We start from the raw sequence: 24,133 nt of genomic DNA on the forward strand, positions 1-24,133 counted from the left end.
CTACGGGTCGGTACGGAGCAACCGGCGGCTACCCTGCTGGAGTGACCGCAGAAACCTCCGCACCCGTACCCTCGGCCGGATCCGGCCGCCCGGCCTCCCTGACCCTGGGCGCCGCCATCACGGCCCTGGCGGGCGCCGCGCTGGCCGTCGTCGGCGTCTGGGACATGGTGGCCGCGCTGTCCGGCCAGTCCAAGCAGCTGGCCCTGAACGAGTTCGGCGGAGCGGTCATCGTGCTGCTCGGGGTGCTGCCGGTGCTGGCCGCCCGCGCCCTGCTCAAGGGGCGCCGCTGGGGCCGCAGTCCGGCGGTGCTGACCAACTCGATCTGCCTGCCGGTCGGCTACTACATGGCCGAGAGCGGCGGCGCGATGATCGCGGTCGGCGTGTTGGTCGGGGCGCTCGGCCTGGTGGGCATCGGCTGCCTGCTGAACCCGAAGTCGACGGCGGCCCTGTACGCCCCGTCCGAGGACTAGGGGTACAGGGCCGCCGGGAGCCTGAAGCCGGGAGCCTGAAGCCGGCGGCTTGAAGCCGGGGAGCCTCAAGCCGGGAGGCTGAAGGAGCGTCAGCCCTACTCCTCCACCAAGAGCTTCTCCCGCAGCTGGGCCAACGTCCGGGCGAGCAGCCGGGACACGTGCATCTGGGAGATCCCCACCTCGGCGGCGATCTGCGACTGGGTCATGTTCCGGAAGAACCGCAGCACCAGGATCTTCTGCTCCCGGGGCGGCAGTTGGGCCAGCAGCGGCTTGAGCGACTCGCGGTACTCGACGCCCTCCAGCGCCTCGTCGGTCGCGCCCAGGGTGTCCGCGACGGCCGGCGACTCGTCGTCGCTGTCCGGCACGTCCAGGGACAGCGTGGAGTACGCGTTGGCGGATTCCAGGCCCTCCAGGACGTCCTCCTCGGAGATCCCCAGGTGCTCGGCCAGCTCGTGCACCGTGGGGGAGCGGCCGTGCCGCTGGGAGAGCTCGCTGGTCGCCGTGGTGAGCGACAGCCGCAGCTCCTGGAGGCGGCGCGGGACGCGCACCGCCCAGCCCTTGTCGCGGAAGTGCCGCTTGATCTCCCCGACGATGGTCGGCGTCGCGTAGGTGGAGAACTCGACCCCGCGCTCGTGGTCGAAGCGGTCCACCGACTTGATCAGGCCGATGGTGGCGACCTGGGTCAGGTCGTCCAGCGGCTCGCCCCGGTTGCGGAAGCGCCGGGCCAGGTGCTCGACCAGCGGGATGTGCATCCGCACCAGCTGGTTGCGCAGCTCGACCCGCTCCGGGGAGCCCTCGGGCAGTGCGGACAGCCGGACGAACAGCGCGCGGGCGGCCTCCCGGTCCGGGGCGCCGGTGCGGTGCGAGCCCTGGGCGGGCAGGGCGACGTGCGGCTCGACCTCGGCCGGCGACTCGGCCTCGACCGCGGGGTCGGCCTCGACCGCCGGTTCCGTCCCGACGGCCGGGGCCGTCTCGTCCACCGGGTCCGGCGGGGGCGCGGAGGCAGGCGTCGGCTCGGACGTCGGCTCGGTGGGGTGGCTCATCCGCTGGGCGTCCTTCGGGTGCGCTTCGTCGTTGGCGGCGAGGCCGGGAACGCTCGCCTGGGTCGGTACGGCAGGTCCCGCCGTCGCGAGGCCGGTACGGTCCAGATCACTCACGGCCATTCCCCCGTTCCGTTCCGGGAGCACCGGGGCCGGTGGCCCCGGAATCGTCTCGTTGGTCGTACCGCGTGGGTGGCGGTACCGGGAGCCGTCCGTCGGTCCCCTGAGCGGGGGAGCGGCGGACGGCCCTTGCGCGGGTGCTGCTCGGTGCTGCTCGGTCGTGCGGTGCGGTCCGGCGCCCGACTAGTGGGAGGGGGACCCGCCGCGCTTCTTGTGCAGGCTGATCGTCACGGTCCTGTCCTCGGCGACCGAGGAGTCGACCTCGCCGGCCAGGGCGGAGAGCACCGTCCAGGCGAAGGTGTCCCGTTCGGGAGCCTTGCCGTCGGTGGTCGGGGCGGAGACGGTGACCTTCAACGAGTCGCCGACCAGCCGGAACTCGCAGGACAGTACGGAGCCGGGCACCGCCTGCTGGAGCAGGATGGCGCAGGCCTCGTCGACCGCGATCCGCAGGTCCTCGATCTCGTCGAGCGTGAAGTCCAACCGGGCCGCCAACCCGGCCGTCGCTGTTCGCAGGACGGAGAGGTAGGCCCCGGCTGCGGGCAGCCGGACCTCCACGAAGTCCTGAACGCCGAGATCGCCGTCGATCTGGGACACCCTTGCCTCCTGGGTGGCGCGCTGTGCTTTCTTGGTACCCCGCTTGTTACCGCTTGCTACCCCCGAAGGGGGCCCGGCGCCGCGGATCCGCCATCGCTCTGCCTTCCGCACCCCGGTTCGGGAGTTACTCATGGTAAGGCATTGCGACGCAGGGTGGCAGACCCTTTCCCCGGACTCCCGGGAGCCGTTCAGCGCTGCCCGGCGGCGGCCAGCGCCCCGTCGGAGAGCCGGTACACCGTCCACTCGTCCATCGGCACCGCGCCGATCGACTTGTAGAAGTCGATCGAGGGCTGGTTCCAGTCCAGGACCGACCACTCGACCCGGGAGTAGCCGCGCTCGACGGCGATCCGGGCGAGTTCGAGCAGCAGCGCCTTGCCGTGGCCGCCGCCGCGCGCCTCCGGGCGGACGTACAGGTCCTCCAGGTAGATCCCGTGGGTGCCGCGCCAGGTCGAGAAGTTGCGGAACCAGACCGCGAAGCCGACCGGTTCACCGGTGGCGTCGTCCTCGGCGATCAGCCCGAACAGGGCCGGGTTCTCGCCGAACAGGGCCTCGTGCAGCTGCTCCTCGGTGGCCTTCGCCTCGTGCAGGGCCTTCTCGTACTCCGCGAGTTCGCGGATCATGGCGTGGACGACGGGGACGTCGGTGGCGACGGCGGTGCGGATCATGTCCGTGAGCCTACTGCTCGGGACCGGTCTCGTCCCAGGCCTGGAGGGAGGTCTGGTCGATGATCCGGCCGTCCCGCAGACCGGCCATCGAGGACATCAGCACCCGGACGCCGTCCGGGTACCGGCAGGACTCCAGGAAGGCGACGTGGTCGCCCTGGACGACCACCTGTTCCAGTGTGTGGGTCATCTCGCGGCCGTAGACGTCGTCCAGCATGGCGCCGATCTCCTCCCGCCCGTGCATCACCAGGGGGTGGCTGGGCTGGGTCTTGCGGTCGACCATGCGCAGTTCGGCGTCCTCCGCGTAGAGCGCCAGGAGGGCCTCGGCGTCGCGGCGTTCGATGCCCTCGCGCAGTGCGCGGGTGTCGAAGGCGGCGGGGGCCGTCGTGGTGGTCATGATCTCGCTCCTCCGGTCGGGTTCCGTCGGCTCGTACCTTGAGCGTACGCCCGCGGCCGCCCGGACCCGGAGGAGCGGGATCCGGGCCGGTCAGGAGGCCGGCACGGTGCGCAGGTAGGCGGCCAGCGCGCTGATCGCGGCCGGGTTGCGCGGGCTCTCCACCAGGTCGACGTAGTCCATGACGAAGATCCGGCCGTTCCTGACCGCGGCGACGTTGGCCAGCGGCGGGAAGGACATCAGGAACTTCCGCTTCTCCTCGGCCTTCGGCGTCGCGTAGTCGTTGATCACGATCACCTCGGGGTCGCGCTGCACCACGCTCTCCCAGCCGGCCGTGACCCAGCTGTCGGCGAGGTCGCCCATGATGTTGGTCCCGCCCGCCTTGGCGATGATCTCGTTGGCGGCGGCGAACTTCCCGGCGGTGTACGGCTTGTCCTGCCCGCTGTCGTACAGGAAGACGGAGGGGCGGCGCTCGGCCGGCGGGACGGCGGCGATCCGCGCCTTGAAGTCCGCGATCAGCTGGTCGGAGCGGTCCTTGACGTCGAAGATCTCGCCGAGGTTGGCCAGGTCGGTGTAGAGCGCCTCCAGCGGGTCCATCACGCCGCGCTCGGTGCCCTTGCCGCTGCGGCAGGACTCGCTGAGCACGTACGAGTCGACGCCGAGCGCCCTGAAGGCCTGCGGGGTGACGCCGCTGCCCTCGTCGAAGCCGTAGTGCCAGCCGGCGAAGACCAGGTCGGCCTTGGCGTCCAGCGCGATCTCCTTGGTGAGGATCTTCTTGGAGAGCCAGGTGGTCTGCTGGTAGCCGTCCTTCCAGGCGACCTGGTCGATCTTCCCCTTGTCGTCGGGCATCACGTAGCCGGCCATCCGGTCGGCGAGGCCGAGCGAGAGCATCAGTTCGGTGATGTTGACGTCGTTGGTCACCACCCGGGCGGGCTTCTGCGCGAAGGTGAGCTTCTCCCCGCAGTTGTCCACCGTCACGGGGTAGTGGGCGGAGGCGGTGGCGGCCTCCTTCGGGGCGATCTCGGCGCCGCAGCCGACGAGTCCGAGGGCGAGCAGGGCGGTGGCGGCAACGGCCTTGGTGCGCACGGGAGTTCCTTGGGGTCAGGGGAGGCGGTCGAAGAGCAGCTGGAGGGCGCCGGTCTCCGGGTGGCGCACCGGGGTGCCCCGGACGCCGAACACCTCGGCCAGCAGGGCGGGTCGGAGCACCTCGTCGGGCGGCCCGGAGGCGACGATCCGGCCGTCCCGCAGGACGTACAGCAGGTCGCAGTGGCCCGCCGCCAGGTTGAGGTCGTGCAGCGCGGTGAGCACCGTCGGACCGGCCTCGCGGGCGAGCGCCAGCACCTCCAACTGGTGCGCGATGTCGAGGTGGTTGGTGGGTTCGTCGAGCACCAGCAGGCGCGGCTCCTGGACCAGCGCGCGGGCGAACAGCACCCGCTGCTTCTCGCCCCCGGACAGGCTCAGGAAGCCCCGCTCGGCGAGGTGCCCGGCCCGGACCTTGCGCAGCGCCTCGGCGCAGCGCCGCTCGTCCCCGTCGACTTGGGCGCCGAAGCCGCGGCGGTGCGGCAGCCGGCCCATGGCGACCACCTCGGCGACGGTGAAGTCGAACTCGGCGGAGTGCTCCTGGGTCAGCGCGGCCACCCGGCGGGCGCTCTCGCGGGCGGTGAGGGCGTGCAGGTCGTCGCCGGCCAGCCGGACCACGCCGCCGGCCGGCTTCAGCACCCGGTAGACGCAGCGCAGCAGGGTCGACTTGCCGCTGCCGTTGGGGCCTATCAGGCCGACCACCTGCCCGGCGGCGGCCGCCAGGCTCACCTCGTGGACCAGCCGGGTGCCGGCCAGCTCCACCGAGACGCCGTCGACGGCGAGGTCCTGGGCGTGCACCGGGGTCGGGTCGGTCGTCGCGGTCACCGGGCACCTCCGAAGGCCTGGCCGCGGCGGCGCATCATCACCAGGAAGGCGGGCACGCCGAGCACCGCGGTGAACACCCCGACGGGCAGTTCGGCGGGCGCCAGCAGGGTGCGCGAGGCGATGTCCACCCAGACCAGCAGCAGCGCCCCGGCGAGCGGCGCGACCACCAGCACCCGGCGGTGCCCGGCGCCGACCAGCATCCGCGCCAGGTGCGGCATCAGCAGCCCGACGAAGCCGATCGCCCCGCTGACCGCGACCACGGTGCCGGTGACGGCGGCGGTCACCACGAACAGCTCGCGGCGCAGCCGGTCCGGGTCCACGCCGAGCGAGGCGGAGGTCTCGTCGCCCATCGCGAGCGCGTCCAGCCGCCCGGCGGTGCAGGCCAGGTAGGCGAGCCCGGCCAGCACGGTGACGGCGGCGATCGGCACCTTGCCCCAGGTGGCGCCGCCGAGGCTGCCGAGCAGCCACATCATGACGTCCCGGGCGGCCTCGCCGCGGTCGGCGGCGAAGACCATCAGGGTGGTGGCGGCGGAGAAGCCGTAGGACAGCGCGGTGCCGGTGAGCACCAGCCGCAGCGGGGTGAGCCCGTACGCGGTGCGGGCCGCGACGTAGACCAGGGTCATGGCGGCCAGCGCGGAGCCGAAGGCGGAGGCGGAGATCGCCCACACCCCGAGCGAGGCGAAGGCGCCGAACAGCATCACGGCGTTGGCGCCGACGGCCGCGCCGGAGGAGATGCCGAGCACGAAGGGGTCCGCCAGCGCGTTGCGCACCAGGGCCTGGACGGCGACCCCGCAGGCGGCCAGCCCGGCGCCGACCACGGCGGCCAGCACGGTGCGCGGCAGCCGGATCTCCCAGACGATCGCGTACGCGGCCGCCTCGTCCGCGTCCAGCCGGCCGCCCGTCAGCCCGGCGCCCAGGAGCCGCAGCACCCGGGGCAGGCCGAGCCCGGAGGAGCCGAGGGCGACCCCGCAGACCAGGGAGAGCAGCAGGGCGGCGGCGAGTCCGGCGGCGAGCGGGACGACGGGTATTCGGCGAGTGGGCGGGCCGACTGCACGGTTGACGGGTGCGCGGTTCACGGGTGCGCCTTGCCTCGGGCCGGGAGCGCGCCGGGGCGGGCGCGGGCCGGGGGCGTGCCGGGGCGCCGTTCCCCTCGCAGTCCGCGGCGAGTTGTCGGGAGGTCGGCGGCCGAGGGCGATCGGGCTGGCGCGGCCGTACGGGCGGGTACGGGCCGTGCTCACCGTTGCGGGTCAGCGCCGGATTCGCACCGGACTTCCCCCTCGGACGCCCTGGCAGCATAACAGCCACTCAGGGCAGGCAACCCTTACCGGGCCGGGTCGGACGTGAACGCACGACCGCCCCCGTCCGGCGGTGCGGACGGGGGCGGTCGGGTGGCGACGCGTCAGGCTCAGGCCTGCTTGGTCTCCCAGAAGATCTTGTCGAACCCTGGTGAGACCAGAGGAAGGAGGCTCTGCGCGTCTCAGGCCGCAGCTCATGATCCACGGACATTCTGGCAGGTAGTCGGCAGGTTTCCCAGTCCATAGGTGGTTCCTTGGGAAGGGTCACGCAGCGGCCGCCAGGGCGGCTTTGGCGACCTCTGGGAGATAAATGGGAGATCCGCTCTCCCAGACGGTCTGAGCGACCCCGTTGGACCGCTCCCAGCGCGCCTGAAGGCTGATCGCGATGCGGACCTCCATCAGCTTGGTCACGTGGGAGTAGGTGCCCTCGACGCCGGCCAGCCGGTGCCCCATCCGGGCCTCGACGGCCACCGAGGGATGCCCGTCCTCATCAAGGCCCACCTTCATGCCGTGGCGCCCGCCGTGCGGCACCAACTCCTCGACGCCCGCGACCGGCTCCAACCCGACCTTCCCGCGGGTTCCCTTCCGCCGCGGCTCTGCCGGACGGCCGGCCACGATGGGTTTCCAGAAGCGCCCGTAGAACTCGTCATCGACCCGCAGCGGCTTGCCGGTGATCGAGGGGAAGACCCATCGGTTGTCGTGACTGTCGAGCTGGAGTCGGAGGAGATCTGCCAGGAACGGGGGCAGGATCAGCGTCCTGTACGACGCGTACTTCGGCGGGAGCAGGGTGAAGCCCTTGTCGCCGCCGAGCCACTGGCCCTGCTGCTCGACGCGGAGGTACGAGCCGTATGGGTCGTCCGAGAGCCAGACGTAGTCGCGCTCCAGGCCGGCGACCTCGCCGATCCGGAGGCCGGCGTAAGCGATGGTGAGCACCATGCTAAGCCCGGTCAGCCCGCGGATCGTTTCCGCGTTGGCTGCGACCTGGAGCATCTGGAGGGGCGTGCCGTGGACGTAGTCGTCCTCGGTCTGCGCCGGCGGCACGTACCGGCCACGCCGCAGGCGGCGGCCGGACGGGATCGGGTTGTCGGTGAGCAGCTTGTCGGTGACCGCGTCCTCCAGCATGGCGCGCAGCAGGCTCACCATGTTGTCGACGTAGTTCTTCTCGTACCGCGTGCCGACCCGCTTCTTCCAGGCCCGGAAGCCGAGCGTCGTGATGTCGGCCAGCGGGGTCGTCCCCCACTCGGGGACGAGCTGGGACGCAATCAGCGAGCGGTACGTCCGGTCGGTGGTCTCAGCGACGTCGATCGCCTCCAGCCACTGCTCGGCGTAGTCGGCGAAGAGGAGCTGGCCGCCGCGCGGGTTGCGGAACTTCCCGCGGCGGGCGTCGGCCTCCATGGCCTGCCCGTACTGCTCGGCCAGGCGCTCGGTCGCAAATCGGTTCCCGAAGTCGTCGCGGCTGGCTGAGCCGTAGGTGCCGTCCGGCCGCTTGTAGCGGACGCGCCAGTACTTCCCGCGCTTCTCGGCATGGGCCATGGCTGGTCACCCCCAGGGTGAATGGGCTGGAAGAGGGAAGGGGCGAGCCCGGCGGCGCTCAGCCGCACGGGATCATCCCGAGGATCAGCGCTGCCCGTCGGGCGGCTGCGGCGGACCACCGAGGGCCTCGTCCACTGCGCGCTGCATTTCGATCTCCAGGGCGCGTGCGTCATCCGCGCTCACCTGGGACTCCAGGACCCAGACCATGATCGGCTCGGTCTCGTCCCGGACGTTGGAGCTGTCGAGGAGCATGCGGCCCCCGTGGGGCATGGCCGCGACCCTCACTACCTGAACACGCGGCATGCGCGCGTCCCCCCTCACCTGCTGAGCTGAGCGGTGCCACCCTCCTCGCACACAGGTGAGACTGAGTGTAGTTGAGCCTTCGACAATCCGTACAGCTATTCGGAGGAGTCGGCTCCGCTGTCCTGCTGGTCCTGTACGGATCGGCGGAGGCCACGCTGGACGGTGCTCCACCGGCGCAGGTCGTCTCGCACCTGGTCGGCCGGCGGAAGTTCTCCGCCGCGCTCCACGACCAGGGTCATCAGGGCAACGGAGCCATCCGGCCTGAGGTCGAGCACGTCGGTGTCGACGATGTGTCCGTCGGCCAGCTCCTGGAGGACGCGCTGGGGGAGCCGGGCCAGCAGCACATCGGCGATCGCCCGGGCCGCCCGGTCGGAGGCGGCCTCAGCTGAGTCCTTCGGGCGGTCCGTCGGCGTGTTGGTGTCGACGCGGTCGGGATCTCCGCCGGCCAAGACCTGCTCCACCGAGCCGTCCGCCCAGCCGACGGCGCGCGCGTAGCTGCGGATCGTGCTCGTGACGCGTTTGGCGTTGCCGGCCTCGATGGAGCCGAGAGCGTTACGGGTTACCCCGAGCTCCGCCCCCATCTCATCCTGCGTGCGCCCCCCTGCCTGGCGGTCCGCCCTCAGCAGGGCGCCCAGCCGGGCCCAGTTTCTGCTCATGGCACCCATCATGCCGTACGCCCATGCAACGAGACAGCACAGATCCGGCCTCTTGACCTGCCCTTAAGGCAAGGTTTCCGCACATCCGTGTTGCATCAAATCGGGCTGATCGGGCACGGCGGACCGCGTTCGAACTGGCATCCGAGGATCATCCAATGCCAAGTTTCTTGGCATTGGATGTTGTGCGATGCACTGCGCTGCGCTACGTTTCATCACGTGACACCGAACGGCACGGCAATCCGAGCCCTCCGAGAGGCACGGAAACTGAGCATCCGCGAACTGGCGCGGCTTGCAGCGCGGGACCCATCCCATCTCTCTCGAATCGAGCGGGGGTTGGCCGGCGCGAGCCAGTCCGCACTGCGCCAGATCGCCGTAGCTCTTGAGGTGCCGGTCGCAGCCATCAACAGAGAGGAAGCGCCATGACCGCCACGGCCACCCGCACCAGGCCCAGGCGCATCGCCCTTCAGCAGGCCCCCGGGCCGACGGCCCCGGCCGTCGGCGAGCGGCCCCGCTCCACCCACGACATCGCCGAGGCGCTCGGCATTCCCCGGCAGCAGCTGCTCGACCTGGTCGCGGCCGAGGCCGAGCTCCGGCACTACTCCATCCAGGAGACCGCCGACCTGCTAGGCGTCTCCAAGCGGTGGCTGGCCGGGCTCGTCGCCGCCCGCCAGGTCGGCTGCACCTTCATCGCCAACCAGGCGAAGTTCACCGCAGCGCACATCCGGCAGCTGTCGACGGCCAACGAGGTCGACCCGGCCGCCATCGGCCGCCGCACCGCCTGACCAACCCCTGACATGGGTCGGGCCTCCGCCCGGCAGCCCGGATTCCGCCCGGATGCCGCCCGCGAAGGCCCAGCGGCCCACCGATCAACCACCGAAGGAAGGAGGTAGGCCGTGACCGAGCCTACCCTCAGCTTGGCGGCGCAGGCCGCCGCAATGCAGGCCGTGATGCACCTGACCCGGCTTGTTGCCGCGGCTGGTGCGTCCGCCGCCCCGAACTGGACGGTCGACAAGGCCGGTGCCGTCACCGGGGAGTTCACCGGACCCCGGGCGCTGATCGACCTGGATGCGTGGCGTCGCCTGGTCGGACCGCACAGCACGTGGTCGGACCGGACCCACGTCGGCCAGCGCTGGACGATCGGCGTGCTGGTGCAGGACGTGATGGTCCGCCTGGTGGCCATCGCGCCGACCCGGACGGCGGTGCCGGCGTGACCGCCCCGATCGACCCGATCGACCCGACGCGCCTCAACGAGATCCGGTCGCTCAACCTGGCCGTCCTGCTGCCGAACTCGGACACCTGGACCGCCACCACCCGCACCGCCGCCCAGGCGCTGATCCCTCAGCTGGGCCCCATCCTGCACGAGTTGCTGGACGAGATCGACGAGCTCGGCCTGGACGTCGAGGACGCCGAGCGCGAAGTCAACCAGCTGAGCACCCAGCTCAAGGTGGCCGAGGAGACGATCGCCAGCCTGCGCAGGCGCCTCCGGCCCGAGACGTCCGGCACGATCAGCGCGATCAACCGGGAGCGCATCGGGCGAGACAGCAACGGACGGGACCGCTGGCGCGTCCGCTGGCGCGAGGGCGGCCGCCGCCGCTCCCGGGTCTGCTACTCGCGGCGCGCGGCCGACGGCCTGATGGGGGATCTGCTGGAGCGCCAGCGAGGTAGCTGGTGACCGCCCCGATCAGGGTCGTCCGGGTGGACGAACCGCGGCCCGCACTGGAGCTCGTCCGCCGCGACGGTTGCGGCTGGTTCCTCGTCCCGCTGCCGCCCCGAGCCCGGCTCCGTGTGCGGTACCGCACCTGGCCCCGGCCGCACCTGCGCCTGCAGGACACCCCGCGTCCCTCGTGCCCGGAGTGCTTCGGCCGCGGCGTGATCGAGTCCGGCGGCGACGAGGACGGCCCGTACGAGCCGGACCCGTGTGCCTGCTGGGTGCCCGAGCCGTGGCGCGGACCGGTCCTGACCGCCCCGGTGCCGCGGTGGTTCGCCCGCCGCTGGCTCGGCTGGCAGCCGCCCAACTACTCCGCCGCTCCGCCCTTCTGACCTGGAGGAACAGTGCCCGCTCCGCAGCCCGAGCCCGACAGCAGCGTCCTACGCCGCACGGTGGTGGACCACATCGCGAACGGGCTGTCGAGCGGGCTCCCCGAGGTCATCACGGCCGCGCTCAGCCTCCTCACCGAGCTGGACCTCGCCGGGGTTCCGGTCGGCAAGGAGGTCGACCAGGCGCTCGTGGCTCTGCCGCCGGCCTGGCGCCGATGAACTGCAACCAGTGGCTGCCCGCCCAGGGCAGCCACTGCGGGCAGCCCGGTCGACCGTACGCCGTCGGCCCGCGCTGCCCCGAGCACACCCCCGCGGCCCAGGCCGGACGGCCCGAGCCGCTGCCCGGCCCCGGCTACACCCCGCAGCGACTACTGACCCCGCAGTACCGCCTTGCCCAGGCCGCCACCGCGGGCACGGCGCGCACCCGCACCACCAGCCCCAGGAGGACCACCTCATGACGGTATCCCTGCTGCCGCCCGTCAGCAGCATCGGCCTGCACGGACCCGACGCCATCCCGCTGACCGAGGGCCCGCGCTACGTCCGCACCGCCCGGATGACCCGGTGGCACCGGGTGCGCTCCGGCGTCGAGTACGTCTCCGGCCGACGGGTCTACGCCCTGTGGTGCACCGGCAGCGTCTTCGACAGCAACTTCCTGTCCCGCGAGAGCCTGCCGGAGAGCGACCTGGTGTGCGGGACGTGCGACGGCCGCGCCGTCGGCGCTGGCCAGGAACCCGCCGGACCGGCCGACCGGGCTCTCGTCTTCCGCCCGCGCGACCTTCAGCCGCCCGCCGTCTGCCCCGGCTCCAGGGTCTCGCGCCTCACCCAGGCCATCCCGCCCGGCACCGTCGGCCGCTGCCTCGCCTGCCTCGACCTCCACCCCGTCCGCGCCATGGGCGGCCCCTACGACCCGCGCGCCGCAATCGTCCAGCACCGGCCCGGCGATGGCCTGCCCGCCCCGTGCCCCTTCCACCGGTGGAAGCACCTGCTGCCGACCGACGACGGCGGCCTGCGCTGTGCCTGCGACCGGCCGCTCCGCGAACCGCGCCCGGCCGCAGCCTGACCCACCCAGAACGGCCCGGGGCGGGCCGGACCCGGCTCCGCCCGCCCCGGGCGACCAATCACCACTGAACTGCCATGAAAGGCGCCACATGCCGTGGTTCAAGATCGACGACAAAGCTCACAGCCACCCCAAGTGGCTGAAGGCTGGCAACGCCGCCCTTGGACTGTTCGTGCGCGCCGGCTCCTACTCTGCCCAGCACCTGACCGAGGGCATTGTCCCGCGTGCCATCGCCCAGCTGTACGGCACCGCCCCGCAGGCCGCCAAGCTCGTCAAAGTCGGGCTGTGGCACGAGGCCTCGCACGACTGCCCCCGCTGCCCCCAGCCGGACGCCGGCGACTACATCATCCACGACTTCTTCGAGGGCAACCGGAACACCACCAAGGCCCAGGACGAGGCGAACAAGAGGGCCGCTGCGGAGAGGGCCGCGAAGAGTCGCGCCGCACGAAACCCGAACCGAATCGCTGACGAAACCTCGTCGAATCGTCCTCGATTCGACGACGAAAACGAAACGAATCGAGGACGGAAAGAACCCCAGTTTCCGAACTCCGGCGCAGGTCAGGACCGATCGTCACAGCGCACGCCCGCAGACGGTGCTGCGGATGCCCATGCCGCTGCCATGCCACACCCCGTTCCTTCCTTCGGAAGGAACGGTGCTGCTGCCGAGCGGCCGACTGCCCACCCCGACCGCCTCGGCGAACTGAAGGCGGCGATCGCTACCGCCGGGATCGCCGGAATCGGGTGGGCACTTCGTGAGTCGCAGTGGGAGCACACCCGACAGGCCGTCGACCGCGTCGGCATCCCCGCGATGGTCGCGTACGCGGTCAACTCCGCGCGGCTGAAGGGCGTCCCGGCCACTGCGGCCGCGTGGGTTGACGGTTGGCAGTCCCTTGAGGCCCCCGCCCAGCACGACGGCGTGACCTACCTGCCTGCCGCCATCGGCGCCCTCCCGGCGGTGCCCAAGAGCCGCAACCAGCAACAGACCGACGACATGTTCACCCGGGCCATGGCCCGTGCCAAGAACCTCATGGAGTCCTCATGACCCGCGACGAGGCCGTCGCACTGGCCCGCTACATACACGCCCTGTGCCCCCAGCAGCGCTTCGACGAGTACACCCCGGACGTGTGGGGAGACGTGCTCGTGGACGTCAAGTTCGAGGACGGCAAGCGGGCGGCTGTCGAGATCGCCCGACGCCAGCCCTGGATCGCCCCCGCCGAGATCATCGCCGAGGTCAAGCAGGCCCGGAACGGCAGGCTCGACTACTTCCAGTACGAGCCCGCACCCGGCGAGATCGGCACCCAGTTCACCCGCAACCTGCGCGCCCAGATCGCCGCCGTGGTCGACGGCCGCCGACCACCCGCAGTGCCGTACGTCGGCTCACCGCGCCCGGTGCTTGAGCTGACCGCAGGCATCGGTTACGAGGTCCAGCCCAGGGACCAGCCGCAGACCCGAATCCGGAGTGCCCGCGACGTCGGCTGTCCGAACCCGGCGTGCCAGGCGCCCGCCAACCGACCGTGCAAGACCCCCTCCGGACGGCGAATGTCCGGATTCCACGGCTCCCGCACGGACGCGCTGAAGGGCGTTGCGTGATGGGCATCCCGCCCGCCGCCGTCCAGACCATCCGGTCCGCCGTCCTCGACGCCCACGAGCTCCACCCCGACGCCCCCGACGTCATCGCCCGCCACATCATCCGGGCGATCACCGACGCCGGCTGGCAGATCACCCCGATCCCGCCCACCGACGACGAAACCCAGGAGACCAGCCCCATGCCGAGGAAGACCGACCCGGCCGCCGTCGCCCGCACCGCCCGCAACGCCGTCGAGAAGCTCAACCACGCCACGCTGGCGGCCGGCATACCGGCGCCGGTCGTCAGCTCCGCCACCCAGGCCGTCCTCGGCCTGGTGCAGCACCTCCCGCAGACCCTGGACCAGCTCGGCGGCGCGATCCAGGCCCGCCACCGTGAGGGCCGGATCCACATGGACGACGGCACCGACCCGGCCGCCGCCGCCCTGGAGATCACCGCCGCGCTCGGCGATGCCGTCCGCGCCCTGGAGCAGGCCGCCACCGCCATTCAGCGCGCCAGCGGGCCGATGTTCCACATGGCCGCCAAGTGACCACCTCGGAGCCCGACATGACCCTCGCGCACGCCGTCGCCAGCCACACCCTCATCCCCGCCCAGAACCCCTGCGACGGCGACCTCTGCCTCGGCTGCTGGACCGCCGACGGCGAGTCCGTTCTCTGGCCCTGCGGCCCGCTGCTGGACGTCGCCGCGGTCGAACCGATCGGCGGCGGCTGGCGGCTCACCGCCCGCACCGCCGGCGCGTGAACCCGCTGCTCGTCCTCGCCGTCACCGCCCCCGCCGCCGCCCTCGGCCTGGCCGCCCTCGGCCTGGCCGTCCTCGGCCGGGCCCCGGCCGGCGGGGGCCTCCCCGACACCCGCACCGCGGCCGCCGCCAGCGGCCTGATCCCCGGGAGCACCACATGCCCACCCCCCTCCCCGTCGCCCTCGGCGACCCGCTCAGCCGGCGCGAGCTCCAGGTGATGCGCCGCGTCATCAACGGCCAGTCGAACAGTGCGATCGCCACCGAACTCGACATCTCGCCGTACACGGTGAAGACCCACCTGACGCGGATCTTCCGCAAGCTCGGCGCCCGCGACCGCGCGCACGCCTGCGGCCTCGCGATCATCACCCACCAGCTCCGCCCGGCCGAGGTCCGGCCGGTCACACTCCCCACGGCGGCGACCCGGTGAGCACCGGCCGACCCGACGCCAGCAGCATCACCGATGACCAGCTCGACGCGCTGTACGCCGAGCGCGACCGCTACCGCGAGGAGAACGGCGCCTTCGCCGACCGGGTCGACGCCCTGACCGCCGTCGCCCGGTCCAACCGAAGTGCGCACCGCGTCCTGCTCGCCGAGCTCACCGCCCAGTGCGCCGAGCTCCGCCGCGCAAACGAGCGGGCCGCCCGCCTCGGCGCCGCCTGGACGTCCGCCCGCCGTCGGTCGGTGTCCTGGCAGACGCTCTACCGATCCCTCGCCGCCGAGCGCGCCCAACGCCTCGGGAACGGCCCCTGGGTGCCGCTCGCCGGGCACCAGGCCTCCCTCCGCCGCGTGCACGCCCGCCGCAACGCCGTCGAGACCGCCGTCCGCACCGCCCTCGCCGAGATCCGCTCCACCCGGGGCCTGCTCGGCCAGGTCGTCGCCGACCAGATCGAGGCCGCCCTCAACGCGGCCAGCATCCCGAACGCCTGACCCACCCCGGAGGACCACCATGGACTGGCCGCGCTGCTGCATCTGCCGCCGCGAGCTCCGCGCAGACGAGCAGGCCCGGCAGGCCTGCCGCCGGTGTGAGGCCGGCCTCGGCCGCCAGCTCGCCGCCTTGCCGTCGCTGTACGCCGACCTCGGCGACCACCTCACCCCGGCACCCGGACCGCGCGAGTACACCACCGGCGGCCCCGTCGAGGCGCCCGCACCGGTGCGCCTGGAGGCCCTCAGCCTCCAGGCCGCCGGCGGCATCGCCACCGTCCTCGCCACCTGGGTCGCCGACTGGTGCGACCACCTCGGCTGGACCGTGCCCGACCTGCCCGTCCGGCCGTGGCCGCTCCTGCGCGAGGCCATCAACTTCCTGCGCAGGAACCTTCCCTGGGCCGTCGAACAGCACCCCGCGGTCGCCGAGTTCGCCGCCGAGGTGTACCAGCTGCACGGCGCCGCCTCGGCGATCACCACCCCCGTTGAGCCCCCGCACGTCGTCGGGCGGCACCCCGCCGCCGACGGCCAGGCCGAGGCCTGCGGCGGCCGCCTGGAGATGCGTCCCGGCGGCAACACCATCCGGTGCGCCCGCTGCGACTCCAGCTGGGGCCCCCTCCAGTGGCTTGCCCTCGCCACCACCCTCCACATCGCCACCCCGACCGCCACCGCCGCCTGAGGAGACAGTCTCCATGCCCATCCCGCCTCTCGACCTCGACGCCATCCAGGCCCGCGCCGACGCCGCCACCCCTGGACCGTGGCGGGCCACGGACGACGACGACACCTGGCGCATGCATGGCACCCACCCCCGGATCCCTGGCATGAAGTGGCAGATCCTCAAGGCGCCGAAGGCCAACACCCCGTACGCCGAGTACTGGCCGAGCCCGGCCGACGCCGAGTTCATCGTTCAGGCCCGGCAGGATGTGCCTGCCCTGCTCGCCCGGGTCCAGGAGCTGGAGACCGAACTTCACCGCGAGCGCGCCGCCCACAGCAGCACCATCGACGAACGCGACCGCGCCGCCCACTACGCCGACCGTCTGGCCGCCGCCCTCGCGCCCATCGACGTCCGCGGCGAGCACTCCATCGGCAACTGCCCCTGGATGGCGGCCCTCAACTACGCGGACGAGTCCACCCCCGACGGCGGCCCCCAGTGACCGATACCCCGAAGCGGTGGGCCCGGTACTCCAGCGTCGAAGCGAAGCTGGCCGCCCTCGTGCGCCCCGTTGGCGAAGAGCACCTGGAGTGGGCCGGCCCGATCAGCGACGGCTACCCGCGGCTGAAGTACGGCGGCCGCACCTGGCCCGTGAGCACCATCGCGTTCCGGCTGCACTACGGCCGCGACCCCCGAGGCACCGTCCGGTCCGGATGCGGCCACCCGCACTGCCTCGCCGGCGCCCACCTGGACGACACCCCCGCCCGCATCGCCCACCGTGCGGCCTACGCCGCCCTCGGACTCTGACCCGCCCGCCCTCCTGGGCCGCCCGCAGACGCGGGCGGCCCCAACCCTGAGGAACACCACCATGGCCATCTGGAACAGCGCCGTCCTGCTCTACGGCATCCCCCTCCCCGACGACCACGACGCCGCCGGCTGGCAGGGCGAGGAACTCCGCGACAGCATCCTCAACCACCACGACGGCATCGGACACGCCACCGCCGGACCGTACGACCGCCACACCACCTACCTCTGCACCGACTACACCGACGCCGAGATGGGCCAGACCGCCAAGGCCGTCGCCGCCTTCAACGCGGCCGGGCAGACCGAGCGCGACGCGCGCCTGCACCACGCCTGCCTGGAACTCGACTACGCCGACCACCCCGAGCCGACGTGGCACCTGATCGCCAGCCAGAGCTGACCCACCCGCCAGGCCTGCCGTCGGGTGACGGCAGGCCCCAACCTCCCGAGGAGCACACCGTGCCCAGCCACATCCCCGCCGAGTTGCTCGCTGGTGCTGCCCAGCGCATCCGCCAGGGCGACCACCGCATCGACATCGCCCTCCGCGGCCCCCTAGCCGCCTGGCTCGACGACGCCGAGCACCGGGTCCGCTCCGCCGTCCAGGCCGCGGCCGAGGTCTGGCCCGACGACCCGGACCACCAGTCCGCGTTCACCGCCCGCCAGCAGCCCGAAGCCGCCCTGGACTTCGCCCGCGCGGTGCTCGGCCAGGACAACGCCCCGGCGGCGACCGACCAGCATCTGTGGGAGCTCGACCACCCGTACTACGGGGCGGAGGGCTACCTCAACGAGTGCGAGTCGTGGGCCGAGTTCGCCGAGCACATCGCCCCGCACCTCTACTCCGACCTCAACCACCTCTACCGCTGGGACTGGCACAAGCCCGGCCACCACGAGTGGGAGGGCGAGGAGGAGTTGGGGCTGTTCTTCATCATGCCGCGCAAGAGCAGCTGCATGTCCTACACCATCCCGGTCACCGAAGCCGATGAGCCAGCCGTCCGCGCGTACCTCGCCGACATGACCAAGCACGTCGCCGCGCTCTGGGAGCCGATCACCATCGGCCCCACCACGTGACCGTGCCTTCGTGGCTGGCCCTGGCCGGCGTCCTCGCAGGCGTCGGCCTCGCCAGCATCCTCCTCGCACTCCACCCCGTACGGGAGCGCGTTACCACGCCCGGAGACCACCATGACCAGCCTTACCATCGGCGGTGTCTACACCGCCCGCATCCACGGCATCGCCGGCCCCTGGACCATCCACGGCACTGCCACGATCTGGGCCGTCCAGCACCACGACGGCGAGCTGACCACCGTCACTGCCCGGATCACCGATCGCCCCAGCCCGCATGAGCTCGGCCACGCCACCTACGTTACCGGCGCCGTTACCGTGCTCCCCGACAGCAGCCGGGCCCTGGTCAGCCTGATCACCCCGGAGCCCGGCCCCACCCGGATAGGCCTCGGCTACCGCCTCCTCGCGCAGCGCGACCCCGCCGACGCCGCACTTCACCTCGCCGCCGCCGACCACCTGCTCGCCGAGTGGGAGCCCGTTCCCAACGGCGACAGCCCGCTCTGCAGCAGCGCGCTACCGGCCCTCGCCCGCGCCGCGAAGCGCGTTACCGGCCACGCCGCCGGCCGCCGCGACGCCGCGCTGGAGCGGGACCAGCTCGTCCGCCGCCTCGCGGACGGCGGAGTCCCGCGCGACGTCCTCGCCCAGACCATCGGCCGCAACCCGTCCCGGATCGGCCAGCTCTGCCGGACCGCGCCCGCCGGCCCCGTCGTCCACGCCAAGGCCGGCAGCAACGCCTGACCCCTCGGAGTCCCGGACCGCACACCACGGCCCGGGACTCCATCGTGCCCGCCGTGCGGGGCCGTCAGCGGCGGGGCGCACGATGGAGCCATGCACCAGCGCCACCGCGTCCCACCAGCCGACCAGCTCACCGCCGCCGACCTCGCACGCCTCGGCATCCCCGCTGCCACCGTGCGCGACTGGCGCCGCCGAGGCCGCCTCCAGGCCGTCGGCGGGACCGAGCGCTACCCCCGATACCGTGCAACCGACGTCCTCCCTCTCGTCCAGGCCTGGCAGACGCGCCGTGGCCGAGCCGCTTGACCCCAGGTCAGCGCTATGCCACGATCACTGCACCACCCGTGTGTCCAAAACCGGGTGACGACGACCAACGAAGGGCCCGCAGCTGAGCAGCAGCCGCGGGCCCTTCGGCATGCCCGGACCCAGGAGCCACCGTGCAGCCCAAGACCATGGCCATCCCCGTGCACCTGCGCGTTGGCGACGGCCCCGAGGAGCACATCGGCACCATCGAGGCCGAGCTGGGCGAAGGCGGCACCGACGTGCGGGAGCTGCTCGCCGAGTTCCTGGTTAGCGCGGCCGCAGTCATCCGCGGCACGACACGAGACGGAGGTCCACGGTGAAGCCCGGATCGCTACACGACCGGATCGAACGAGCCCTGGGGATCCTGTACGGCACCACCGTGAACACCCTCGGCGTACGACACATCGCCTCTCTCGGCTGGACCATGGACTCCAAGGACCGCCGCACCGGCCTGAGCCTCGCCGTAGGCCGGCGCCTGCTCTACGTCGCCCGCTGGCGAGAGACCCCCCGGGGGTAGGCCGGTGCCGACCCGCCCCCCATCCCGGTGCACCGACCCCCAGTGCCACGACCTCGCCACCACGCGCGGCCGATGCGACACACACCAGCCCGTACCCTGGGCCGGCCGCCCCGACAAGGCCGAGCGGTACGGCATCAGCTCCGGCCGGTGGCGCGCGCTCAAGGCCCGCGTCCGCCGACGCGACCACGGCTGCTGCTACCGGTGCGGCGACGACGACCAGGGCGAACACGTCCTCGACCACATCGTGCCGATCTCCGAAGGCGGCTCGCCCGACGACCTGGAGAACTTGGGTCTGCTCTGCCCGCCCTGTGACGCCGCCAAGTCCGCGGCCGAGGCGCTTCGGGGCAACGAGCGGCGCCGGGCCAGCGCCCGCTCGGCGAGGCGAACCTGACTGACCGCCCGACCCGGCCAGGGGAGTCCCTGGGGGTAGGGGTGTCGGGATCACGCCGGTCCGGTCCCGGGGCCCCGCCGCGGTTAACTCCGCACACGTCTGCACAGAATCGGCGAAGGGGGGTCCCCGATGGGCAGGACCGCCCAGCCCGCCGCCCTCCGGCTCCTCAAGGGCCGTGGCGACGGCAAGGACAGCGCGGGCCGCCCGGTCAACGAGGGGCCGGCCTTCGTCCGCACCCCTCCGAACGCGCCGACCTGGCTGACCCGCGAGGCCGCCGCCGAGTGGAAGCGCGTCGTCCCCGGCCTGGCCCGGCTCGGCCTGCTCAAGCCGGAGGACAGGGCGGCGCTCGGCGCCTACTGCGAGGCGTGGTCGCAGTTCGTGGAGGCCACCGGAGTGATCAAGGCAGAGGGGCTTACCATCGAGGCACGCCAGGGCCTGCTGCCTCACCCGGCGGTCGGGATTCAGCGCGCCGCCGGCCGTGAACTGCGAGCGTGGGCCGCGCATTTCGGATTGACGCCGAGCACGGAGCAGGCCCTGGCGAGGGGGGCCGACGATGGCAAGGACGAGGACAACCCCTTCGCCTGAGCCGGACCCGGTGCTGCCGGACGCGGCGGAGCTGGAGCGCCTCAAGCTCAGCCCGGAGGTCGCCTGGTACCTCGTCAGCCGCGGGATCCCGCTGCCGGACTGCCCGCCCCTGATCCAGACCCCGTCACCGGGCAAGGCCGACGGGGCGGTGTTCGATCCGGACCGGGTGGACCGGGTCATGGCCTCGTTCAAGGCCCTGCGGCACACGAAGGGCCAGTGGGCCGGGCAGCCCCTGGTGCCGGATCCGTGGCAGGTCGCCTACATCCTGGCGCCGCTGTTCGGCTGGGTGTACTGGGACGACGACGCGGACATGTACGTGCGCGTCGTGAGAGAGCTGTACGTCGATGTGCCGCGCAAGAACGGCAAGAGCACCTTGTGCGGCGGCATCGCGATCTACCTGACGTGCGCGGACGACGAGCCGGGCGCCGAGGTGGTGGCCGCTGCCACGACGAAGGACCAGGCCCGGTTCGTGTTCGACCCGGTCAAGAAACTCGCGGAGTCCAGCCCGCTGCTGAAGCGGCACGTGCAGGCTCTGCGGGACCGGATCATCCACGAGCGGACCGGCTCCTACTTCCAGGCGATCAGCAACGTCGCGGACGCCCAGCACGGTGCGAACCTGCACGGGAGCATCCTGGACGAGCTGCACGTCCACAAGTCGCCGGACATGGTCGAGACGCTGGAGTCGGGCACCGGGTCCCGGCGCCAGCCGATCAACGCGACGATCACGACCGCCGACAGCGGCCGTCGCAACACCCCCTACGACATCAAGCGGCGGCGGATCGAGCAGATCGCGCGCGGAGTGCTGGTCGATCCGACCGTGCACGGCGTGATCTGGGCGGCCGAGGCGTGCGACGACCCGTTCAGCGAGGAGACGTGGCGCCGGGCGAACCCCGGGTTCGGCATCTCGCCCACGAGGGCCTACCTGGCGAAGGCGGCGCGCAAGGCCCAGCAGTCGCCGGCCGAGCTCGCGTCGTTCCTACGGCTGCACCTGGGCATCCGGACGAAGCAGGAGACGAAGTTCCTGACGCTGGCGGCCTGGGACGCGAACGCGGCGGTCGTGGACGAGGAGTCGCTGCGCGGGCGGGAGGCGTACGGCGGCCTCGACCTGGCGAGTACCAGCGACCTGTGCGCGCTGTGCTGGCTGTTCCCCGACGACACCGACGACTCCCTGACCGCGATCTGGCGGCTGTGGACGCCGGAGGACAACCTGGCGGCGCTCGACAAGAGGACCGCCGGCGCCGCCACGCGGTGGGTGCGCGAGGGCCTGCTGACCGCGACGCCGGGCAACGTCGCGGACTACGACTGGATCAAGGACCAGATCCTGCGGGACATGGCCGCCTTCCAGGTGAAGCGGCTCGGCTACGACCCGTGGAACGCCACGTCGTTGACCAACGACCTGGCGAACGAGCGGGCCCCGTTGACGCAGGTGCGGCAGGGCTTCGTCACCATGTCGCCCGCCCTCAAGGCGTTGCAGCGGCTCCTCCTCAAGGGGACCCCGGACCGGCCGATGTTCCGGCACGGCGGCTCGCCGGCGGTGCGCTGGCAGGTCGACAACTTGGCCGTGGCGATGGACCCCGCGGGCAACGTCAAGCCGGACAAGGCCAGTTCGGCCGAGAAGATCGACGCGATGTCGGCGGCCGTCACCGCCATGTCCGAAGTGCTCGCCCGCCCGCCCAAGCGCCGTTCCGCTTACGAGGACGGCGATTTCGACGTCATTTGACCGATCTGAGAGGGGGTGGCGTCGTGGCGTTGTGGCGCCGCAGGACGAAGGCCCCCGAGGGCGGCCTGGTGGTCACGCCGGACGGGCTGCCGGTGGCGGCGAAGGCCTCGCCGGTCACCGACGGGACGACGCTCGCGACGTTCCCGTCGCTGGCCCAGCCCTGGGCCTACGACGGCCGGGTGATCGTCCCGGACCCGGGCATCCCGCTGATGGACTACGCCGCCGATCCGATGAGCATCTGGGCCGGCCAGCCCTCGGTGCGCAAGGTCGTGGACTACATCGCCCGGAACTTGGCGGGGATCCCGTGGCGGGTCTACCGCAGGGTATCGGACACCGACCGGCGCCGCGTCACGGACCACCCGGTCGCGCAGCTGCTCGCGTCGCCGTCCCCGACGGTCACCGCCTACCGGCTGTGGCACTCGCTGGCCGTCGACCTGCTGCTGTACGACCGGTGGTGCGCGCGGGTACTGCCGAGCGCGGACACCGCCTCCGGGTGGGAGATCATCCGGGTCCCGGCTCCCAGGATGCGCCTCGTGTCGGACGGCTGGGGGCGGGTCGCCGAGGTCGTCGTGCAGGGCCCGGACGGGCAGCAGATCGGGGCGCCGCCGCGCGGCTACCTCTTCGACCACGGGTACGCCTCCCACGGCCAGGTCAACGGCACCAGCCCGATGGTGACGCTCGCGCAGATCCTCGCCGAGTCCGCCGAGGCGGTCGAGTACCGGCGCCAGGTGTGGCGCAACGGGGCCCGCGTCCCGGCCGTGATCGAGCGCCCGGCCGAAGCCCCGGACTGGTCCGACGGCGCGAAGAGCAGGTTCCAGGAGTCGTTCAACCGGTTCGTCGGCAAGGGCGGCGCCGCCGGCGGGACGCCGATCCTCGAAGACGGCATGAAGTTGGTCAAGTCGGACGCGTTCGCGCCGAAGGACACCCACGACCTGGAGGGCCGCCAGCTCACGGACGCCGAGGTCGCCTCGGCGTACCACATCCCGCCGGAGCTGGTCGGCGCCCGCGCCGGCACCTACAGCAACGTGGACGCGTTCCGGCAGATGCTCTACACGCACGCCCTGGGCCCGAACGTCTCGGCCGCCGAGCAGGTCCTGAACCTGCTGCTGCTGCCCACCGTGGCCCCGGGCGAGAGCGACCTGTACATCGAGGCCGGCGTTGAGGCGAAGTTGCGCGGTTCCTTCCTGGAGCAGGCGCAGGTGTTGCAGTCGGCGGTCGGGGCGCCGTACATGCTCCGCTCGGAGGCCCGGGCGGTGCAGAACCTTCCCTTCGTGGAGGGCACCGACGGGTTGGTGACCCCGCTGAACGTCCTGGTCGGCGGCCTCGCCAGCCCGCGCGACACGGCGCCCAAGTCGGCGCGCCCGCGCGCGAAGTCGGCCCGGCCGGACGGCCTCGGCACGTTCGACGCGGAGCGCGACGCGTTCTCGGCCGCGCTGACCGCGTGGGCCGAGCGCCAGGCCGAGGGCCTGCTGGAGCGCGCCGGCTCGGCGAAGGCCGACGCCCCGCCCGACTTCTACAGCTTGTGGGCGGAGTCCTCGCCGGCCCGGCAGGCCCAGCTCGCCGCGCTCATCCAGGCGCACGGGCTGCGGCTCGCCCAGATCGGCGCCTGGTCCGTCCTCGACCTCTACAACCCGGACGCGGACGGCTGGTCGGCGGACGTGATGGACGGCTGGCTCGCGGCCGCCGCCCGCAGCCACGCCGAGCAGTTCGAGCAGGCCGGGTACGCGGCTGCGCTGTCTTCGCTCGGCGCCGAGGACGGCTGGCAGACCGGCCTCAAGACCGCCATGACCGGGTGGGTCGGGCGGGCCGCCGTCCGGGCGGTCACCTCGGCCACCGAGGCCCGGTCCTTCGGCGGCCACGACGCGGCCGGCGCCTCCGGGCTGACCTACAAGGTATGGAACACCGGCTCGAAGGCCAGGTCGACGCACGCCCGCCTGGACGGCGACAAGGTGCTGCTGGACGACGTGTTCGGCAACGGCCTGCGCTGGCCGGGCGACGGCCGCGGCGAGGACGCCGAGACCGCGAACTGCAACTGCCGCTTGACCTACGAGCGAGGGGAGTGA

General features: G+C 72.5%; 39 protein-coding genes and 1 riboswitch. Of the genes, 29 read left to right on the plus strand and 10 right to left on the minus strand.

All coding sequences use genetic code 11. The features are described 5' to 3' along the window. The first annotated feature begins 41 nt into the window (after positions 1-41). Positions 42-470: a hypothetical protein gene (locus ACFVU7_RS06540; RefSeq protein WP_388044512.1), complete on the plus strand. Its 429-nt coding sequence runs from the start codon at positions 42-44 to the stop codon at positions 468-470. A 95-nt stretch (positions 471-565) separates the two neighbouring features. Here ACFVU7_RS06540 and ACFVU7_RS06545 read toward each other — a convergent pair whose 3' ends face one another. The 10 genes from ACFVU7_RS06545 to ACFVU7_RS06590 all read right to left on the minus strand — a co-directional run bounded on the left by ACFVU7_RS06545 (position 566) and on the right by ACFVU7_RS06590 (position 8,972). After that, the gene (locus tag ACFVU7_RS06545) at positions 566-1,633 is read right to left on the minus strand and encodes a SigB/SigF/SigG family RNA polymerase sigma factor (protein WP_375877107.1); all 1,068 of its coding nucleotides are present in this window, start codon (positions 1,631-1,633) and stop codon (positions 566-568) included. A gap of 180 nt (positions 1,634-1,813) precedes the next feature. Further along, complete coding sequence (locus ACFVU7_RS06550; protein WP_049649429.1) at positions 1,814-2,224, minus strand: anti-sigma regulatory factor; 411 nt, start codon at positions 2,222-2,224, stop codon at positions 1,814-1,816. 188 nt (positions 2,225-2,412) lie between these two features. Beyond that, positions 2,413-2,889, minus strand: a complete 477-nt coding sequence (locus ACFVU7_RS06555; protein ID WP_049649430.1) for a GNAT family N-acetyltransferase — start codon at positions 2,887-2,889, stop codon at positions 2,413-2,415. A 10-nt stretch (positions 2,890-2,899) separates the two neighbouring features. Further along, a complete protein-coding gene (locus ACFVU7_RS06560; protein WP_049649431.1) occupies positions 2,900-3,283 on the minus strand; it encodes a nuclear transport factor 2 family protein in 384 nt (127 codons plus the stop codon). 90 nt (positions 3,284-3,373) lie between these two features. Continuing rightward, the gene (locus ACFVU7_RS06565; RefSeq protein WP_388044513.1) at positions 3,374-4,366 is read right to left on the minus strand and encodes an ABC transporter substrate-binding protein; all 993 of its coding nucleotides are present in this window, start codon (positions 4,364-4,366) and stop codon (positions 3,374-3,376) included. Positions 4,367-4,381: 15 nt separating this feature from the next. Then, positions 4,382-5,185 (minus strand): ABC transporter ATP-binding protein, encoded by an 804-nt coding sequence (locus tag ACFVU7_RS06570; RefSeq protein ID WP_234348192.1) that lies wholly within the window; start codon positions 5,183-5,185, stop codon positions 4,382-4,384. Then, a complete protein-coding gene (locus ACFVU7_RS06575) occupies positions 5,182-6,261 on the minus strand; it encodes a FecCD family ABC transporter permease (RefSeq protein ID WP_388044514.1) in 1,080 nt (359 codons plus the stop codon). The genes ACFVU7_RS06570 and ACFVU7_RS06575 overlap by 4 nt, the downstream gene beginning before the upstream one ends. Positions 6,262-6,383: 122 nt before the next feature. Next, a riboswitch (cobalamin riboswitch) is annotated at positions 6,384-6,509 on the minus strand. 235 nt (positions 6,510-6,744) lie between these two features. After that, complete coding sequence (locus tag ACFVU7_RS06580; protein WP_388044515.1) at positions 6,745-8,013, minus strand: tyrosine-type recombinase/integrase; 1,269 nt, start codon at positions 8,011-8,013, stop codon at positions 6,745-6,747. Positions 8,014-8,097: 84 nt separating this feature from the next. Beyond that, positions 8,098-8,283: a hypothetical protein gene (locus tag ACFVU7_RS06585; protein WP_388044516.1), complete on the minus strand. Its 186-nt coding sequence runs from the start codon at positions 8,281-8,283 to the stop codon at positions 8,098-8,100. Positions 8,284-8,411: 128 nt separating this feature from the next. Beyond that, positions 8,412-8,972 (minus strand): helix-turn-helix domain-containing protein, encoded by a 561-nt coding sequence (locus tag ACFVU7_RS06590; RefSeq protein ID WP_388044517.1) that lies wholly within the window; start codon positions 8,970-8,972, stop codon positions 8,412-8,414. 177 nt (positions 8,973-9,149) lie between these two features. Here ACFVU7_RS06590 and ACFVU7_RS06595 point away from each other — a divergent pair, with 177 nt between their 5' ends. The 28 genes from ACFVU7_RS06595 (at position 9,150) to ACFVU7_RS06730 (ending at position 24,133) form a co-directional block, all read left to right on the plus strand. Further along, positions 9,150-9,395, plus strand: coding sequence for a helix-turn-helix domain-containing protein (locus ACFVU7_RS06595; RefSeq protein ID WP_388044635.1), 246 nt, complete (start codon positions 9,150-9,152; stop codon positions 9,393-9,395). Beyond that, on the plus strand, positions 9,392-9,754 hold the full coding sequence (locus ACFVU7_RS06600) for a hypothetical protein (protein WP_388044518.1): 363 nt from the start codon (positions 9,392-9,394) through the stop codon (positions 9,752-9,754). The genes ACFVU7_RS06595 and ACFVU7_RS06600 overlap by 4 nt, the downstream gene beginning before the upstream one ends. Positions 9,755-9,865: 111 nt before the next feature. After that, positions 9,866-10,183 carry a hypothetical protein gene (locus tag ACFVU7_RS06605; RefSeq protein ID WP_388044519.1) on the plus strand — a complete coding sequence of 106 codons (318 nt, stop codon included), beginning with the start codon at positions 9,866-9,868 and terminating at the stop codon, positions 10,181-10,183. Further along, complete coding sequence (locus tag ACFVU7_RS06610) at positions 10,180-10,644, plus strand: hypothetical protein (RefSeq protein WP_388044520.1); 465 nt, start codon at positions 10,180-10,182, stop codon at positions 10,642-10,644. Before ACFVU7_RS06605 ends, ACFVU7_RS06610 begins: the two co-directional genes overlap by 4 nt. Further along, a complete protein-coding gene (locus ACFVU7_RS06615; RefSeq protein WP_388044521.1) occupies positions 10,641-11,012 on the plus strand; it encodes a hypothetical protein in 372 nt (123 codons plus the stop codon). The genes ACFVU7_RS06610 and ACFVU7_RS06615 overlap by 4 nt, the downstream gene beginning before the upstream one ends. Positions 11,013-11,024: 12 nt before the next feature. Further along, complete coding sequence (locus ACFVU7_RS06620) at positions 11,025-11,228, plus strand: hypothetical protein (RefSeq protein ID WP_388044522.1); 204 nt, start codon at positions 11,025-11,027, stop codon at positions 11,226-11,228. Continuing rightward, the gene (locus ACFVU7_RS06625) at positions 11,225-11,467 is read left to right on the plus strand and encodes a hypothetical protein (protein WP_388044523.1); all 243 of its coding nucleotides are present in this window, start codon (positions 11,225-11,227) and stop codon (positions 11,465-11,467) included. The genes ACFVU7_RS06620 and ACFVU7_RS06625 overlap by 4 nt, the downstream gene beginning before the upstream one ends. Next, positions 11,464-12,069, plus strand: coding sequence for a hypothetical protein (locus ACFVU7_RS06630; RefSeq protein WP_388044524.1), 606 nt, complete (start codon positions 11,464-11,466; stop codon positions 12,067-12,069). Before ACFVU7_RS06625 ends, ACFVU7_RS06630 begins: the two co-directional genes overlap by 4 nt. A gap of 88 nt (positions 12,070-12,157) precedes the next feature. After that, on the plus strand, positions 12,158-13,108 hold the full coding sequence (locus tag ACFVU7_RS06635) for a mucin-2 (protein ID WP_388044525.1): 951 nt from the start codon (positions 12,158-12,160) through the stop codon (positions 13,106-13,108). Then, entirely contained in the window at positions 13,105-13,656 is a 552-nt protein-coding gene (locus tag ACFVU7_RS06640; RefSeq protein WP_388044526.1) for a hypothetical protein, read from the plus strand. The genes ACFVU7_RS06635 and ACFVU7_RS06640 overlap by 4 nt, the downstream gene beginning before the upstream one ends. Next, positions 13,656-14,180: a hypothetical protein gene (locus ACFVU7_RS06645; protein ID WP_388044527.1), complete on the plus strand. Its 525-nt coding sequence runs from the start codon at positions 13,656-13,658 to the stop codon at positions 14,178-14,180. Before ACFVU7_RS06640 ends, ACFVU7_RS06645 begins: the two co-directional genes overlap by 1 nt. Before the next feature lie 17 nt (positions 14,181-14,197). Continuing rightward, a complete protein-coding gene (locus ACFVU7_RS06650) occupies positions 14,198-14,392 on the plus strand; it encodes a hypothetical protein (protein ID WP_388044528.1) in 195 nt (64 codons plus the stop codon). Further along, positions 14,389-14,607, plus strand: a complete 219-nt coding sequence (locus ACFVU7_RS06655) for a hypothetical protein (RefSeq protein WP_388044529.1) — start codon at positions 14,389-14,391, stop codon at positions 14,605-14,607. Before ACFVU7_RS06650 ends, ACFVU7_RS06655 begins: the two co-directional genes overlap by 4 nt. Further along, positions 14,547-14,816: a helix-turn-helix transcriptional regulator gene (locus tag ACFVU7_RS06660; RefSeq protein ID WP_388044530.1), complete on the plus strand. Its 270-nt coding sequence runs from the start codon at positions 14,547-14,549 to the stop codon at positions 14,814-14,816. The genes ACFVU7_RS06655 and ACFVU7_RS06660 overlap by 61 nt, the downstream gene beginning before the upstream one ends. After that, positions 14,813-15,316 carry a hypothetical protein gene (locus tag ACFVU7_RS06665; RefSeq protein WP_388044531.1) on the plus strand — a complete coding sequence of 168 codons (504 nt, stop codon included), beginning with the start codon at positions 14,813-14,815 and terminating at the stop codon, positions 15,314-15,316. The genes ACFVU7_RS06660 and ACFVU7_RS06665 overlap by 4 nt, the downstream gene beginning before the upstream one ends. Positions 15,317-15,335: 19 nt before the next feature. Continuing rightward, complete coding sequence (locus tag ACFVU7_RS06670) at positions 15,336-15,989, plus strand: hypothetical protein (RefSeq protein ID WP_388044532.1); 654 nt, start codon at positions 15,336-15,338, stop codon at positions 15,987-15,989. A gap of 13 nt (positions 15,990-16,002) precedes the next feature. Then, positions 16,003-16,464, plus strand: coding sequence for a hypothetical protein (locus ACFVU7_RS06675; RefSeq protein ID WP_388044533.1), 462 nt, complete (start codon positions 16,003-16,005; stop codon positions 16,462-16,464). Further along, positions 16,461-16,769: a hypothetical protein gene (locus tag ACFVU7_RS06680; RefSeq protein ID WP_388044534.1), complete on the plus strand. Its 309-nt coding sequence runs from the start codon at positions 16,461-16,463 to the stop codon at positions 16,767-16,769. Before ACFVU7_RS06675 ends, ACFVU7_RS06680 begins: the two co-directional genes overlap by 4 nt. A 61-nt stretch (positions 16,770-16,830) precedes the next feature. Beyond that, positions 16,831-17,163 carry a hypothetical protein gene (locus tag ACFVU7_RS06685; RefSeq protein ID WP_388044535.1) on the plus strand — a complete coding sequence of 111 codons (333 nt, stop codon included), beginning with the start codon at positions 16,831-16,833 and terminating at the stop codon, positions 17,161-17,163. A gap of 59 nt (positions 17,164-17,222) precedes the next feature. Next, positions 17,223-17,831 carry a hypothetical protein gene (locus tag ACFVU7_RS06690; protein WP_388044536.1) on the plus strand — a complete coding sequence of 203 codons (609 nt, stop codon included), beginning with the start codon at positions 17,223-17,225 and terminating at the stop codon, positions 17,829-17,831. Between the two features lie 111 nt (positions 17,832-17,942). Continuing rightward, complete coding sequence (locus ACFVU7_RS06695) at positions 17,943-18,560, plus strand: hypothetical protein (RefSeq protein WP_388044537.1); 618 nt, start codon at positions 17,943-17,945, stop codon at positions 18,558-18,560. A gap of 90 nt (positions 18,561-18,650) precedes the next feature. Further along, the gene (locus tag ACFVU7_RS06700; protein ID WP_388044538.1) at positions 18,651-18,860 is read left to right on the plus strand and encodes a hypothetical protein; all 210 of its coding nucleotides are present in this window, start codon (positions 18,651-18,653) and stop codon (positions 18,858-18,860) included. Positions 18,861-18,991: 131 nt separating this feature from the next. Beyond that, positions 18,992-19,177, plus strand: a complete 186-nt coding sequence (locus ACFVU7_RS06705) for a hypothetical protein (RefSeq protein WP_388044539.1) — start codon at positions 18,992-18,994, stop codon at positions 19,175-19,177. Beyond that, positions 19,174-19,374, plus strand: a complete 201-nt coding sequence (locus ACFVU7_RS06710; RefSeq protein ID WP_388044540.1) for a hypothetical protein — start codon at positions 19,174-19,176, stop codon at positions 19,372-19,374. The genes ACFVU7_RS06705 and ACFVU7_RS06710 overlap by 4 nt, the downstream gene beginning before the upstream one ends. A gap of 4 nt (positions 19,375-19,378) precedes the next feature. After that, positions 19,379-19,765 (plus strand): HNH endonuclease, encoded by a 387-nt coding sequence (locus tag ACFVU7_RS06715; protein WP_388044541.1) that lies wholly within the window; start codon positions 19,379-19,381, stop codon positions 19,763-19,765. 129 nt (positions 19,766-19,894) lie between these two features. Continuing rightward, the gene (locus ACFVU7_RS06720) at positions 19,895-20,350 is read left to right on the plus strand and encodes a phage terminase small subunit P27 family (RefSeq protein ID WP_388044542.1); all 456 of its coding nucleotides are present in this window, start codon (positions 19,895-19,897) and stop codon (positions 20,348-20,350) included. Continuing rightward, a complete protein-coding gene (locus ACFVU7_RS06725; RefSeq protein WP_388044543.1) occupies positions 20,319-22,070 on the plus strand; it encodes a terminase large subunit in 1,752 nt (583 codons plus the stop codon). Before ACFVU7_RS06720 ends, ACFVU7_RS06725 begins: the two co-directional genes overlap by 32 nt. Before the next feature lie 23 nt (positions 22,071-22,093). Continuing rightward, the gene (locus ACFVU7_RS06730) at positions 22,094-24,133 is read left to right on the plus strand and encodes a phage portal protein (protein WP_388044544.1); all 2,040 of its coding nucleotides are present in this window, start codon (positions 22,094-22,096) and stop codon (positions 24,131-24,133) included.

The organism is Kitasatospora sp. NPDC058046 (genome assembly GCF_042885595.1).
Taxonomy (GTDB): Bacteria; Actinomycetota; Actinomycetes; order Streptomycetales; family Streptomycetaceae; genus Kitasatospora.

Coding starts and splice junctions, on each gene's coding strand:
- ACFVU7_RS06590 (WP_388044517.1), bottom strand. CDS start 8,972: ATGAGCAGAAACTGGGCCCGGCTGGGCGCCCTGCTGAGGGCGGACCGC.
- ACFVU7_RS06560 (WP_049649431.1), bottom strand. CDS start 3,283: ATGACCACCACGACGGCCCCCGCCGCCTTCGACACCCGCGCACTGCGC.
- ACFVU7_RS06660 (WP_388044530.1), top strand. CDS start 14,547: ATGCCCACCCCCCTCCCCGTCGCCCTCGGCGACCCGCTCAGCCGGCGC.
- ACFVU7_RS06630 (WP_388044524.1), top strand. CDS start 11,464: ATGACGGTATCCCTGCTGCCGCCCGTCAGCAGCATCGGCCTGCACGGA.
- ACFVU7_RS06625 (WP_388044523.1), top strand. CDS start 11,225: ATGAACTGCAACCAGTGGCTGCCCGCCCAGGGCAGCCACTGCGGGCAG.
- ACFVU7_RS06580 (WP_388044515.1), bottom strand. CDS start 8,013: ATGGCCCATGCCGAGAAGCGCGGGAAGTACTGGCGCGTCCGCTACAAG.
- ACFVU7_RS06725 (WP_388044543.1), top strand. CDS start 20,319: ATGGCAAGGACGAGGACAACCCCTTCGCCTGAGCCGGACCCGGTGCTG.
- ACFVU7_RS06675 (WP_388044533.1), top strand. CDS start 16,003: ATGCCCATCCCGCCTCTCGACCTCGACGCCATCCAGGCCCGCGCCGAC.
- ACFVU7_RS06650 (WP_388044528.1), top strand. CDS start 14,198: ATGACCCTCGCGCACGCCGTCGCCAGCCACACCCTCATCCCCGCCCAG.
- ACFVU7_RS06685 (WP_388044535.1), top strand. CDS start 16,831: ATGGCCATCTGGAACAGCGCCGTCCTGCTCTACGGCATCCCCCTCCCC.
- ACFVU7_RS06670 (WP_388044532.1), top strand. CDS start 15,336: ATGGACTGGCCGCGCTGCTGCATCTGCCGCCGCGAGCTCCGCGCAGAC.
- ACFVU7_RS06595 (WP_388044635.1), top strand. CDS start 9,150: ATGTTGTGCGATGCACTGCGCTGCGCTACGTTTCATCACGTGACACCG.
- ACFVU7_RS06640 (WP_388044526.1), top strand. CDS start 13,105: ATGACCCGCGACGAGGCCGTCGCACTGGCCCGCTACATACACGCCCTG.
- ACFVU7_RS06695 (WP_388044537.1), top strand. CDS start 17,943: ATGACCAGCCTTACCATCGGCGGTGTCTACACCGCCCGCATCCACGGC.
- ACFVU7_RS06635 (WP_388044525.1), top strand. CDS start 12,158: ATGCCGTGGTTCAAGATCGACGACAAAGCTCACAGCCACCCCAAGTGG.
- ACFVU7_RS06700 (WP_388044538.1), top strand. CDS start 18,651: ATGCACCAGCGCCACCGCGTCCCACCAGCCGACCAGCTCACCGCCGCC.
- ACFVU7_RS06720 (WP_388044542.1), top strand. CDS start 19,895: ATGGGCAGGACCGCCCAGCCCGCCGCCCTCCGGCTCCTCAAGGGCCGT.
- ACFVU7_RS06555 (WP_049649430.1), bottom strand. CDS start 2,889: ATGATCCGCACCGCCGTCGCCACCGACGTCCCCGTCGTCCACGCCATG.
- ACFVU7_RS06600 (WP_388044518.1), top strand. CDS start 9,392: ATGACCGCCACGGCCACCCGCACCAGGCCCAGGCGCATCGCCCTTCAG.
- ACFVU7_RS06545 (WP_375877107.1), bottom strand. CDS start 1,633: ATGGCCGTGAGTGATCTGGACCGTACCGGCCTCGCGACGGCGGGACCT.
- ACFVU7_RS06645 (WP_388044527.1), top strand. CDS start 13,656: ATGGGCATCCCGCCCGCCGCCGTCCAGACCATCCGGTCCGCCGTCCTC.
- ACFVU7_RS06585 (WP_388044516.1), bottom strand. CDS start 8,283: ATGCCCCACGGGGGCCGCATGCTCCTCGACAGCTCCAACGTCCGGGAC.